At 38.9% G+C, this 12,740-nt stretch carries 12 protein-coding genes; 11 read left to right on the top strand and 1 reads right to left on the bottom strand.

Annotation, left to right across the window (positions count from 1 at the left end; all coding sequences use genetic code 11):
• Positions 1 to 460: 460 nt before the first annotated feature.
• Entirely contained in the window at positions 461 to 1,138 is a 678-nt protein-coding gene (locus tag HMPREF1477_RS03805) for a metal-dependent hydrolase (RefSeq protein ID WP_016475884.1), read from the bottom strand.
• Between the two features lie 105 nt (positions 1,139 to 1,243).
• Between HMPREF1477_RS03805 and moaC the strand changes: the two genes are divergently transcribed.
• The 11 genes from moaC (at position 1,244) to HMPREF1477_RS03750 (ending at position 12,736) form a co-directional block, all read left to right on the top strand.
• Positions 1,244 to 1,756: a cyclic pyranopterin monophosphate synthase MoaC gene (gene moaC, locus HMPREF1477_RS03800; RefSeq protein ID WP_005378574.1), complete on the top strand. Its 513-nt coding sequence runs from the start codon at positions 1,244 to 1,246 to the stop codon at positions 1,754 to 1,756.
• Positions 1,757 to 1,868: 112 nt separating this feature from the next.
• Positions 1,869 to 2,354, top strand: a complete 486-nt coding sequence (gene trmL / locus HMPREF1477_RS03795) for a tRNA (uridine(34)/cytosine(34)/5-carboxymethylaminomethyluridine(34)-2'-O)-methyltransferase TrmL (protein ID WP_005381877.1) — start codon at positions 1,869 to 1,871, stop codon at positions 2,352 to 2,354.
• A 67-nt stretch (positions 2,355 to 2,421) separates the two neighbouring features.
• Positions 2,422 to 2,790: a YlbF family regulator gene (locus tag HMPREF1477_RS03790; RefSeq protein ID WP_005378601.1), complete on the top strand. Its 369-nt coding sequence runs from the start codon at positions 2,422 to 2,424 to the stop codon at positions 2,788 to 2,790.
• Positions 2,762 to 3,694 (top strand): UDP-N-acetylmuramate dehydrogenase, encoded by a 933-nt coding sequence (gene murB, locus HMPREF1477_RS03785; protein ID WP_016475883.1) that lies wholly within the window; start codon positions 2,762 to 2,764, stop codon positions 3,692 to 3,694. The genes HMPREF1477_RS03790 and murB overlap by 29 nt, the downstream gene beginning before the upstream one ends.
• 139 nt (positions 3,695 to 3,833) lie before the next feature.
• Entirely contained in the window at positions 3,834 to 4,790 is a 957-nt protein-coding gene (locus HMPREF1477_RS03780) for an epoxyqueuosine reductase (RefSeq protein ID WP_016475882.1), read from the top strand.
• A 205-nt stretch (positions 4,791 to 4,995) separates the two neighbouring features.
• Positions 4,996 to 6,807 (top strand): translational GTPase TypA, encoded by a 1,812-nt coding sequence (gene typA, locus HMPREF1477_RS03775; protein WP_005378604.1) that lies wholly within the window; start codon positions 4,996 to 4,998, stop codon positions 6,805 to 6,807.
• 264 nt (positions 6,808 to 7,071) lie between these two features.
• Positions 7,072 to 7,794, top strand: coding sequence for a DUF4198 domain-containing protein (locus HMPREF1477_RS03770; protein ID WP_016475881.1), 723 nt, complete (start codon positions 7,072 to 7,074; stop codon positions 7,792 to 7,794).
• Between the two features lie 151 nt (positions 7,795 to 7,945).
• On the top strand, positions 7,946 to 10,192 hold the full coding sequence (locus HMPREF1477_RS03765) for an autotransporter outer membrane beta-barrel domain-containing protein (protein ID WP_016475880.1): 2,247 nt from the start codon (positions 7,946 to 7,948) through the stop codon (positions 10,190 to 10,192).
• A 151-nt stretch (positions 10,193 to 10,343) separates the two neighbouring features.
• Positions 10,344 to 10,943 carry a helix-turn-helix domain-containing protein gene (locus tag HMPREF1477_RS09835; protein ID WP_016475879.1) on the top strand — a complete coding sequence of 200 codons (600 nt, stop codon included), beginning with the start codon at positions 10,344 to 10,346 and terminating at the stop codon, positions 10,941 to 10,943.
• Positions 10,859 to 11,785, top strand: coding sequence for an IS3 family transposase (locus HMPREF1477_RS09830; protein ID WP_304412408.1), 927 nt, complete (start codon positions 10,859 to 10,861; stop codon positions 11,783 to 11,785). Before HMPREF1477_RS09835 ends, HMPREF1477_RS09830 begins: the two co-directional genes overlap by 85 nt.
• 315 nt (positions 11,786 to 12,100) lie before the next feature.
• Positions 12,101 to 12,736: a flavodoxin family protein gene (locus HMPREF1477_RS03750; RefSeq protein WP_016475877.1), complete on the top strand. Its 636-nt coding sequence runs from the start codon at positions 12,101 to 12,103 to the stop codon at positions 12,734 to 12,736.
• Positions 12,737 to 12,740 lie beyond the last annotated feature (4 nt).

Raw genomic sequence — 12,740 nt, 5'->3', positions numbered from 1 at the left:
AGATTGTTAAGCAGCTGATCACTTCGGGCATAATAAAGAACGGGCCAAAGTCAGATTTTAGTCACCCTCGTCCCCTTTCTGAACGTAGATGCTACCTAGCTTATTAAGATTGTTAAGGCACTGATTACACTGGGGTTCTGAAATTAGAACAGGCCTGTTCTAATTTTAAAATACATATATCAAGGGCGGGAAAGACTAGATTTTAGACGTCCCTATATCTTTTTTGAGTGTAAATACTATGTAATTTATTGAGATTATGAAAGTATTCTTCCAATATAAAAGGACGCAATTGCGTCCTTTTTTGCACTCTATTGATTTATCTGTATTAGTTTTATAATAGATAAATTACCAAGGTGGAATGACAAAAATGGCCCCCAAACTCTGACTTTGGCCTGAGCCCGTAGGGCGAAGAACAAGCCTGTGGAGGAGTTTTGGGGCTGTTTTTGTCACAACGTTGTAATTAGTTATTTAAAACAATAGAAGAACCTGGATCGATAATAACTGCAGTTTGGTTGTATTTGCCTTCTACTAGGCTTGTGAATACAGCTGGTTCGCGGTCGATAACAGGCCATGTTTTGTAGTGGATTGGGATGGAAATACGAGCTTTTACATAGCTAGCTGCAAGGGCTGCATCTTCGACGCCCATTGTGTAGTTATCACCGATAGGGAGAAGTGCGTAGTCGATATCGCCAAAGCGGTTTAATAGTTTCATGTCGCTAAAGAGGGCGGTGTCGCCTGCAAAGTATACGATGTCGCCAAAGAAGTTGACGATGCAACCTGCTGCGTGACCACCTGGTACGCCAGCACCATGGAATGCAGGAACGATACGAACGGAACCAAATTCAAAGTCATATTTACCGCCAAGGTGCATAGCGTGTGTACGGCAACCTGCAGCAGCTGCTTTGCCAGCAACTTCAGCTGTAGAGATTACGAGCGCATCGTTAGCTTTAGCGATGAACTCTGTGTCGCCGTAGTGATCATCGTGACCGTGGCTGACGAAGATGTATTGGCATTTAATATCTTCTTTTTTTTCGATGTCCCATGTATTGCCTGTTAAGAATGGGTCAAAAATCATGGATACATCACCGTTTGTTAGCATAAAGCACGCATGGCCGAAATAAGTTAATTTTGTTTTCATAGGAACACTTCCTTCCTCATATATACTAATTTAATTATATTGTATAATAGAAATGGAAAAAGTAAAACTATTGATGTACATTTATACATAAAATAAGGAAATATTATGGAATTAACACATTTTGATGAACAAGGCAACGCGTGGATGGTGGATGTGTCCGAGAAGGACCATACGCATCGCATTGCAGTAGCAGAGGGATTTATCGCCATCAATGATGATATTTTTGAGCGCATTCAAGGTGGGACGATGAAGAAAGGGGATGTTTTGTCTGTCGCTCAATTGGCTGCCATTATGGGGGCTAAGCAAACGAGTAATCTCATTCCGTTGTGCCATCCCTTGATGCTTACGAAGGTCGAGGTTCATTGTCACCTTGCTGATGGTGAAAGTCCGGCTTTCACAACGGATACACATAATAAAGCGGTTAAAATTACGGCTACGGTTAAGACAACGGGGCAAACCGGTGTGGAAATGGAGGCACTTACGGCTGTTCAAGTGGGCCTTCTTACGGTATATGATATGTGCAAGGCCATTGATAAAGGCATGATTATGGGGCCTACGTATCTCGTTGAAAAAGATGGGGGCAAGAGCGGCCATTTTATTCGAAGTAGCAGTAAATAATCTTAGTGGTGTAGGGCTATTTGTGTCCCACCTAGGAAAAATAGAATTCACTACTTGAATACGTACTTTAGATTAGGTAGAATAATATAGATATAAGAATAGAGGGAATAATATGGAAATTGTATTATATGAACCGGAGATTCCTGGTAATACCGGTAATATTGCACGCCTTTGTGCGGCAAATCATATGACCTTGCATCTTATCAAGCCATTGGGTTTTTCCATTGATGACAAGCACGTTAAACGAGCGGGCCTTGATTATTGGCATTTGGTAGATGTACAGGTACATGAAAATATAGAAGAACTATATGCGAAATATCCTGATCGTCGTTATTTTTATGCTACTACAAAGGCAAAACATGTGCATTCTGATGTGAAATTTGAAATCGGTGATATGCTCGTGTTTGGTCCTGAAACTAGAGGTTTACCTGAAAGTTTATTAGAAGGTAATGAGGAAACGTGCATTCGCATTCCTATGGTGGAAGAGGCTCGGTCTTTAAACCTTTCTAATTCTGTGGCTATTATTGCCTATGAGGCTATGCGTCAATTGGATTATCCAGATTTGAAAGAAGTTGGCAATTGGATTAGCCATAAGTAAAATAATGTATGATGTTCGTGAGACTTAGCTTTCACAAAGAATAGTGTATACAATAGGGGGAATGAATATGAATTACGATAAAGCTCATGATTTAGCACACGCAATGCGTGAATCTGAAGAGTATAAAGAGTTGATGCAAGCGCAAGAGGCTGTGAAAGCTGACGCAGAAGCAACTGCATTGGTGCGCACATTTATGGCTCAACAAATGCAATGGGAATATGCTAAGTTGTCCGGCGCGCCTGAAGCAGATGATTTGCAAAAGAAACAAGAGGAATTGATGCCTCAAATTCAAGCAAATACGGCAGCTGCTAATTATTTGCAAGCGCAAATGCGTTGGAGCCAAGTATCTAATGATATTTACAAAATCATTAGCGAACCAATCACTGAGGGGATGAAAGTGTTAGATCATGGGGAAAAACAACAACCACAACATTAAGGCCTTACAAACGGCTTTATTAAAAGAATTACCAAGTACACGTGTACGGGAAGAGGAATATTTACGTCATCATACGACATTTAAAATTGGTGGCCCTGCGGATCTATTCGTTGAACCTACAACGATGGCTGAATTGAGCTTTGCTCTTCGCACCATTCACGAGTTTGATGTGCCTGTTACCATTATCGGTTGTGGGTCCAATATTCTCGTGAAGGACGGTGGCATTCGCGGTGCTGTTGTATCGGTTCGACATATGACACAAATCATGGACTGTAATGATAATACATTGTGTATTGGTTCAGGATATATGTTAAAGGACGCTTCTGAGTTCGCATGGGAAAATGGCTTGACTGGCCTAGAGTTTGCCATCGGTATTCCAGGTACATTAGGGGGTGCCGTATTTATGAATGCCGGCGCTTATGATGGGGAAATGAGCCATGTAGTCACTGCGGTGCGAGCTGTAGATTTTCAAGGCAATATCAAAGAATATGATGCATCGCATTTAGATTTTGGGTATCGTCATAGTGTATTCCATGATAATCATGAGGTTATCGGTGAAGTGATTATGACTCTTAAACCTGGAGACAAAGCTGCTATTAAGGCACGCATGGATGAACTTACAGAAAAACGGGAGTCCAAACAACCTTTAGAATTTGCTAGTGCCGGATCCACCTTTAAACGCCCACCAGGGTATTTTGCAGGAACCTTGATTGAACAAACAGGCCTAAAGGGATTATCCGTAGGAGATGCGCAAGTATCCCATAAGCATGCGGGCTTTGTTATTAATACAGGCAGTGCTAGTGCGAAGGATGTACTCGATTTAATTGCCGAAGTACAACGTCGCGTGTATGACCAACATGGTGTACATCTTGAACCAGAAGTACGTATGATTGGTGAAGATTAATACAAACTAAATACTCATACAAGATTTCTTATGTATTGTTACTCTTTTTAAGGAGACTGTATTCATAAGAAATCTTTTTTTATGGTTTTTAAAAGAGTATGATGGTTATATAGTTCATTTGTGTTTAGGAGGCGATGATATGAATACTTTGTTGGCCCAGGAGATTCATGATAAAGCGCTAGCATGTGGGTATGATAGTTGTGGTATAGTGCCTCTTGATGCACTTGATTTTTATAAAGACCGGTTAACGAAGCGTTTAGAAGATGTACCTGAAAGTGAAGATGTATATGCTCATAGTAAAGCTTTTTTGACATTGAAAGAAAATTATCCTTGGGCACAATCTATAGTAGTTTGTACTGAATATTTTGGAAATTATAAGTTTCCTGTGTCGCTGCAGAAGCGATATGCAAAAGGGTTATTATTGTCGTTAGCTAATACCCCTGATGGTGTTGAGGCTAAACGAAGACGATCTTTTGAAAGGTGGTTACGTAGTAAGAATATCCAATTTATTGGCGGTGAAACAGCCAAGCCCGCTGGCGTTGTTCCTCTGCGTCCTGCTTCCGTAGCAGCAGGGCTTGGAATTTTTAGAAAAAATAATTTCTTTTATGGTCCTAAAGGTTCTAATTATGAATTGGTAGCCTATTTAATAGATAAGTCTTGTGAATATATTCATGATACGGATATTCCTCCGTGCCCAGATTCTTGTAACCTATGTCAGCAAGGTTGTAAAACGAAATCTTTATCTGCACCATTTACGATGAATCCAATGACATGTGTTTCTTTTATTAATACCTTTGGTGATGGGAATATGCCAGAAGGTGTGACAGAGGATATGTTGGAAGAGTGGATTATAGGTTGTGATAATTGCCAAGACTCGTGCCCATTTAATAAGAATCATGATTGGAGCGTCGGGAAAGACTATCCTGGACTTGATGAATTGGAACCTATACTACAGCCAGAATTTATTTTGAAAGCCTCTGATGAAGAGATTATAGAACAGATGATTCCTAAATTCTGTTTTCATTTAAGGAATGAACAAATTCCATTGTTGCGTCAATCTGCTAGGCGCGCGATAGAATACAAAAAAATTAGGTAGTAAAAACAATGAGCGGCCTATAAGATGAGTCAAAAGTATAATCAAATGTTGAAATTGCCATGATTAGAATAGGCGTCTGTTTTGACTTTTTTCTATAGACTGCGTTATAATTAAGTGTTGCCAATTTTGGGAATATACCTATATAGCGACTTTCACAAGCGTTATATGATATAGAATATACTAAAGGAATTAAAGGGAGGATCTTATGATTCGCGAAAATCTTCGTAATGTAGCGATTATCGCCCACGTTGACCATGGTAAAACTACTTTGGTGGACGCATTATTAAAACAAAGCCATGTGTTCCGTGAAAATGAAAAGGTAGCAGAACGCGTAATGGACTCCAATGATTTGGAACGTGAACGTGGTATTACTATCTTGTCTAAAAACACTGCAGTTATGCATGATGGCATCAAAATCAACATCGTTGATACTCCAGGCCATGCTGACTTCGGCGGTGAAGTAGAACGTGTACTTAACATGGTTGACGGCGTATTGCTTCTCGTAGACGCTTACGAAGGTCCAATGCCTCAAACTAAATACGTTTTGCGTAAAGCATTAGAACAAAAATTGAAACCAATCGTTGTTATCAACAAAATTGACCGTCCTGACCAACGTGTTAAAGAGGTTGAAGATGAAGTTCTTGAATTGTTCATGGAACTTGAAGCTGATGATGACCAACTAGATTTCCCTGTAGTATACGCATCTGCTCGTGCTGGTGTGGCTAAAACTAACTGGGATGACGAAGCTGTAAATATGGAACCATTGTTTGAAACATTGATTAAAGAAATTCCTGCACCACAAGGTGATTTGGAAGGTCCTCTTCAATTCATGGTTACTACACTTGATTACGATAACTTTATCGGTAAAATCGCAGTAGGCCGTATCGTTCGCGGTAAAATGAAAACTAACCAACAAGTAGCTATCATGACTGGTGAAAGCACTCGTAAAGCGAAAATTGGCCGCGTATATACATATAATGGCTTGAATCGTGTTGAAACTGACGAAGCTGAAATGGGCGATATCATTGCATTCGCTGGTATCGACGATATCAATATCGGCGAAACTGTAGCAGATGCTGAAAATCCTGAAGCATTACCATCCATCTCCATCGACGAACCAACATTGTCCATGGTATTCTCCGTAAACAACTCTCCATTCGCAGGTCGCGAAGGTGAATTCGTTACATCCCGTCACCTACGTGATCGTTTGTTCCGCGAAGTAGAAACTAACGTTTCTATGAAGGTAGAAGAAACTGATTCTGCAGATGCTTTCAAAGTATCTGGCCGTGGCGAATTGCATTTGGCTGTGTTGATTGAAACTATGCGTCGTGAAGGCTATGAATTACAAGTAGGTAAACCTCGCGTAATTTTCAAAACTATTAACGACAAATTGTGCGAACCATTAGAAGCATTGACTATCGACGTACCTCAAGAATTCATGGGTACTGTAATGGAAAATCTTGGTCAACGTAAAGCTGAATTGACTAACATGGTTGAGTTAGCTGGTTACCTTCGTATGGAATTCGTAATTCCTGCACGTGGTTTGATCGGTTTCCGTGCACAATTCTTAACAGCTACAAAAGGTAATGGTATCATGAACCATGTATTCCATGGTTATGCACCATACAAAGGCGAAATTCCTTCCCGTACACGCGGTGCCTTGGTAGCATTCGAAAATGGCGAAACTACACCATATGGTTTGAACTCTGTTCAAGATCGCGGTACATTGTTCGTTGGTCCTAACCAAGACGTGTACGCAGGCCAAGTTATCGGTGAAAACACTCGTGAACTTGATATGGACGTTAACCCATGTAAGAAAAAACACGTTACTAACATGCGTTCCAGCTCCTCTGATGAAGCAGTTCGCTTGACTCCACCTCGCATCTTCTCCTTGGAACAAGCTCTTGAGTGGATCAACGATGACGAACTTGTTGAAGTAACACCTGAAAGCATTCGTATGCGTAAAACAATCCTTGATCGTGCTGCACGTGCGAAAGCTGCAAAAAATAAAAAATAATATCTATACAAGATATATGAAAACGACACTCCTGGTGAGTGTCGTTTTTGTATTTTTATGAGATTTAGGTATTCCTATTTATTATATGCATATGAAAGTTAGATGATAAAGTTATCATTTATGATAGATAAGCATAGTAATGCTTGCATATATAGAATATGCATAATAGCTTGATTATACGGGTATAGGTATATACGAAACCTCTATAAATTTGTATAATAATAACAAGTTTGTTGATATAAGTTATTGATTATGGAGGTTTTTATGAATAAGAAATTATTAGCATCCTTATTTGCTGTAGGTTTGGCTGCAGGTTTTGTATGCTCTTCCGTTGACGCTCATGGTGTATTCTTTGCTAACCGTACCGATGAAAAAGTCCTTGTTCTTGGTGAAGGTCCGGTAGATAATGCCTATAGTGCAGATATGGTGAAAAATATTACTGGCTATGATGTTCAAGGTAAACAAATTCCAGTACAAGTTGTTAAACATGAAAAAAATGTAGCCATTGTTCCACCAGCAGATCTTGGTGTTACAGTGACTAATTTTGACTATGGCTACTGGACTAAAACTAAAGATGGCAAAATGATTCATAAACCAATTACAGAAGTACCAGGTGCTGTTAAGAGTACACATGCTATCAAATATGATGTTCATTATTGGAATGCACAAGCAAAACCTTTCGTAGATAAAAATGCATTTATCCAAATCATTCCATCTGTTAACCCATTAACACTTAGAAAAGGCGATACTTATGAAATTCAAGTATTGAAAGATGGTAAACCTTATGCAAATGCACCTCTTATTAAAGATTTAGTAAATGATTTGACTGGTGAAGCTAAAGCTGATGAAAACGGTAAAGCTACTGTAGCGGTTACTGCTGATGGTTTAAATGTAGTGGGCGTAGAAGTTGCATTCCCTACACAAAATAAAGGAGAACAAAATAAATACTTTAGTGCATTGTCATTCCTTATTTCTCCTGAAGAATAATAATTAGTATTTTCTAGTACTTACCGAGTGTGTGAGTTAATAAAAGACCTCCTAAGTTGGACTTAGGGGGTCTTTCTATGTTTTTGAGAGTATATAAATCAGTCTGTTGAGAGTGTAAATTAAGACTGGCTAAGAAAGAAGAGAGAACTTTATGAAATTATATCGTCATGTATCGGCAGTTATGGCTGCTTTAGTGTTAACAGGTTTATCTTATTCTGCTGGGGCTACTGATATTAATGTATCGAGTGATAAAGCAGAAGAATTACTTGGTTTATCTATGGGTTCCCCTACACAAACGCAACCAGAGGTTAAGCATATTGAAGATACATTAACGGTTAATGTACATGGTAAAAGCTTGACCGATGAAGGGAAAACCAAAAATGTAACAGGTATTTACAATGGATTTGGATCCCAGTTAACGGTAGATAAGGATTTAGTGGTTCATCTTAAAAATGATGCGCCTGCTTCTAAACGAGAATTGGGTCATTATTATATGAGTGCTGTTTATGCTGGTTACGGTGGGAAGGTGCCACGTCTTAGCAAGGATAATCCGGACCGAGATTTTGGGGATACCAATATTCATGTTAAAGGCAATGTAGATATCGATGCTATCGGCTCTGGTTTACAAGTCAATCAACGAGGTCATATCCTTGTTGATGGAGGCGGTAAGATTATCACGCATCCTGTAGAAACATCTGATACCTATTCTGTAGTAGCAGAAGAAGGGGATGTATATGTTAATGCAGGCGCTGATGGCAAACATCCAGGTACTAAGGACCTAGTTGCTGTTGGTAATGTGGGCCTTATCAACAAGGACTATGGCCGTGATCCAAATCATAATGTTGAACCAACTAATATAGCACTGGCTTTCACAACACCTAACTCTAGCCTTACCGGTGCTGTTTTGAATGAATATGCTGAAAGCAATAAAAATCCACATAATTCTGGTGCCGATATTTATCTACAAAATGGGGCTACTTGGAATAATGAATGGATTGGTATGGAACGTCCTACTCCTAAAAAAGAACGTCCTTCTGGGGATAATGCGGCGTACCTATATAAGGGGAGTAAAGTACGTAATCTCGTAGGTGGGGCGAACCCAACTGCGGCAGGTATTATCCACCCTATCGATGCACGTCCAATTACCATTCAAAATTATAGCGGCTTTGTGAATGCCGATTATAAGGCTGGTGTACCAGCTAGTGAAGACGGTAAGGGGCAAATCATTATCCAACATGCAGCTGACAATAGCCATGTAATGGTGCAAGGGGATAGTGCAAAAAATCTAACTGATGATGCAAGTTACCGTACGGAAATGCAAGCATTGGCAAATAAATTGCAATATACTGGAAATGATAAAAAATTAGCTACCGCAGTTCAAATCAATGAAGGCATAACACGCCCTGCAGCTGTTGCAGAACTTGGTACAGATGCGTTTGATGCGCAAGGTAATCTCGTTGTAGGTAATACGGCGACTGTTAAACACGCTGGGGAATCCTCATTGGTAAGCGGTACCAAATCCGCTCTTGCATCTACGGCTATGGCATGGCGTAATAATACAAACGATTTACAACGCCGTTTAGGCGACCTTCGTTTAGCTAATACAGATCAAGGTGTATGGGCTAAATATATTGGTGGTAAATCAAAGATTACAGATGGCGCTGATGCTCGTATGACCTATAATGGTGTTCAAGTTGGTTATGACCATAAGGTATCGAATGGCTGGGTAGTTGGTGGTGCCCTAGATTATAGTACATCTAGCAATTCCTACGCTGTTGGCAGTGGGGATGGTAAAATTGGAGGCCTTGCGTTATATGGCACAAAACAACATGATGATGGTCGCTATCTAGACATCATCGCTCGTGGAAATCGTTTGTCCAATAATTACAAACTTTATTCTGTAGGCGGTCAACGTGTGAACGGTGATTACCACACATTTGGCACATCCTTGAGCGCTGAATACGGTAAGCGCATTAAGAAACAAAATGGCTTCTACATCGACCCTAGCGTAGAATTCATCGTAGGTCGTTTGAATGGCGTATCTTATGATGCTAATATTGCTGGTGGTGGCTCCATGCATGTGAAAGCAGACGGCGTTAACTCCGCTGTGGGTAGATTAGGTTTTGGCATTGGTAAAGAAACAGAAAAATCTAATATCTTTGCAAAACTTGCATTGGCCCATGAATTTGCTGGTAAGATGAATACAACCTATTCCGCACCTGGCAATCCAACAGTAAAAACGGAACTCGATTTGAAAGATACTTGGATCGATGCTGAAATAGGCGGTTCCTGGAGCGTTCGCCCTAGTACATACCTATATGGCACATTTACGAAAAACTTTGGTGCTACTATAGATAATATATGGCGTATCGATGCGGGGGTACGACATAATTTCTAATTGAATATATAACTATTTTGTAGGTTTATTTTAATAGAAGTTTTAGACGGCCATGAATAGTTAACTTTATAGTGCAAAAAACATCGACTAATTTGAACCGACCCCTTAATGTTAGACCAAAAATCTTAACGTTAAGGAGGTCGGTTTTTCTATGGCAAAATATAGCTTTACATTTAAATTAAAAGTCGTTACCGCATATCTAAATAGCGAGGGCGGATATAGCTCTTTAGCTAAGAAATACGGTGTAAAGGATGCAACGCAAGTTCTGCGTTGGGTTAATGCATTTAAAGAATTTGGTAAAGATGGTTTATGTCGAAAACGAAATAATACAAGATATACTTCAGAATTTAAGCTAGCTGTGGTAGAGTCATACTTAACTAGTGAACTATCATATCGGCAAATTGCATTTCAATATGGTCTAAATAATCCTTCATTAGTAACTCGTTGGAAATTGGAGTTTATGAAATATGGGGCCAATGCTTTTGTCGAGCGACCGAAAGGACGAGTACCTACTATGAGACGGACAGATGAAAAAGTAAAGATTACCACACATACTAAATCACGTAGCCAAAAGCAGAAAAAAGAATTAACACCAGAGCAAGCTCGTATTTTAGAATTAGAAAAACAATTACGCTATGCACAAATAGAGAATGCCTATTTAAAAGAATTGAGGAGATTGCGCCTCGAGGACGCTCGAAAAATGAAAGAGCAGCAAGAATCATTAGCAGTCTCCGAAGAGAATTCAATCTAACTGAGATTCTTGCTGCCTTACATTTTCCCAAAGCAACATATATGTACTGGCAACAGCGCTTGGACCGAGTGGATCCAGATTTACAAATACGAATAGCTATTGAAGATATTCGTAAAGACCATCCCCACTATGGATATAGACGGTTGTTACCCTTGTTACAATCACGAGGTATTGTTATTAATAAGAAACGATTACAACGAATTATGCAAAAGTTTAATCTGCAAGTAATAACATTCTCCCGTAAGAGCCGAAAATATAACTCATATAAAGGTGTTAAAGGGCGGATTGCACCTAATCGCATCAAGCGTAGATTCCATTGCACTCAACCACATCAAAAAATTACTACAGATACAACTGAATTTAAATATTATGAAATAGATGCAAATGGTGCTTTAAAAGTCAGAAAACTATACTTAGATCCATTTATGGATTTATATAATCTTGAAATTATCAGTTTTAGTATAAGTCCTACACCATCGGCTGAGTCCATACTTTCAGCACAACAACAAGCGATTGAAAAGACTGCCGATGCTAAGTATCGGCGAACATTTCATTCTGACCGTGGCTGGGGTTACCAAATGAAAACGTATCAATATAATTTAAAAGTGCATAATATATTCCAAAGTATGTCTAGAAAAGGTAATTGTCTCGACAATTCACCAATGGAAAATTTCTTTGCCATCTTAAAACAAGAGCTGTATTATGGCAATACCTTTCATAGCTATGATGAATTAAAAGAGGCGATTGAAAACTATATTATGTATTACAATACTAAACGAATTAAGGAGAAATTGAACTGGCTAAGTCCAGTTGACTATCGTTTAGCTACTACTGCAGCATAAAAAATTCCGAGCAACTAGTTTAAGTTACTCGGAATAATAAGTCTAACTTTTTGGGGTCACTACAATTCATATGATAGTAGTCGATGTTTTTGTTTATAAGATAAAAGATTATTATTTTATAATATGACAATTGATTATTTATTAAAATTACTAGGGCTATATTTTACGGCGATAATGTGTAATTATATTTTCTTTAATTCTGAAAAGAGGATTCGGGCATCTAAATCTATTAATTTAACAAATTCACATTTCTATGCTAATATATAAAAACTAGAGCTTATACAATTTTTTAAGTAAAAATTAGGAGAATAGAATATGAAAGTTTTGATCGTAAATGGTAGTAGCCATGTAAATGGTACGACTATGCAAGCTATACAAGAGGTACAAAAGGTATTCAGCGAAGCCAATGTAGAGACAGAGGTCATTCAGCTTGGCAATAAACCTATTCGTGATTGTATTCAATGTGGCTATTGTTTTAAACATGGTGAATGTGTATTCAAAGATGATGATGTAAATGCATTTGTAGAAAAAGCGAAGGATGCAGATGGTTTTATCTTTGCCACACCTGTATATTATGCACATCCAAGTGGTCGTATTTTATCCTTTTTAGATCGTGTATTTTTCAGTGCAGAAAATGTAACACCAAATCCATTTGCCTTTAAACCAGGTGCATCTATTGCGGTAGCTCGTCGTGGTGGCACAACGGCATCCTTTGATGTGCTTAATAAATATTTTGGTATTTCTCAAATGCCAATTGCAGGCTCTACGTATTGGAATATTAGCCACGGCCTAGTAGCAGAGGATGCTAAGCAAGATGAAGAAGGCATGCAAACCATGCGTAACTTGGCTCGTAATATGATTTGGATGATACGTAGCTTTGCGGTAGCCAAGGAGCAAGGTGTGCCATATCCAGATACAGAGAAAAATGTATCTACGAACTTTGTACGTTAATAAT

This window comes from Veillonella sp. HPA0037, from assembly GCF_000411535.1.
Lineage (GTDB): Bacteria > Bacillota > Negativicutes > Veillonellales > Veillonellaceae > Veillonella > Veillonella atypica.
Note: the sequence above shows the minus strand (reverse complement) of the source record. Positions and strands in the feature narration are given on the sequence as shown.

Coding starts and splice junctions, on each gene's coding strand:
- typA (WP_005378604.1), top strand. CDS start 4,996: ATGATTCGCGAAAATCTTCGTAATGTAGCGATTATCGCCCACGTTGAC.
- moaC (WP_005378574.1), top strand. CDS start 1,244: ATGGAATTAACACATTTTGATGAACAAGGCAACGCGTGGATGGTGGAT.
- HMPREF1477_RS09835 (WP_016475879.1), top strand. CDS start 10,344: ATGGCAAAATATAGCTTTACATTTAAATTAAAAGTCGTTACCGCATAT.
- trmL (WP_005381877.1), top strand. CDS start 1,869: ATGGAAATTGTATTATATGAACCGGAGATTCCTGGTAATACCGGTAAT.
- HMPREF1477_RS03805 (WP_016475884.1), bottom strand. CDS start 1,138: ATGAAAACAAAATTAACTTATTTCGGCCATGCGTGCTTTATGCTAACA.
- HMPREF1477_RS03770 (WP_016475881.1), top strand. CDS start 7,072: ATGAATAAGAAATTATTAGCATCCTTATTTGCTGTAGGTTTGGCTGCA.
- murB (WP_016475883.1), top strand. CDS start 2,762: ATGGGGAAAAACAACAACCACAACATTAAGGCCTTACAAACGGCTTTA.
- HMPREF1477_RS03790 (WP_005378601.1), top strand. CDS start 2,422: ATGAATTACGATAAAGCTCATGATTTAGCACACGCAATGCGTGAATCT.
- HMPREF1477_RS03765 (WP_016475880.1), top strand. CDS start 7,946: ATGAAATTATATCGTCATGTATCGGCAGTTATGGCTGCTTTAGTGTTA.
- HMPREF1477_RS03780 (WP_016475882.1), top strand. CDS start 3,834: ATGAATACTTTGTTGGCCCAGGAGATTCATGATAAAGCGCTAGCATGT.
- HMPREF1477_RS03750 (WP_016475877.1), top strand. CDS start 12,101: ATGAAAGTTTTGATCGTAAATGGTAGTAGCCATGTAAATGGTACGACT.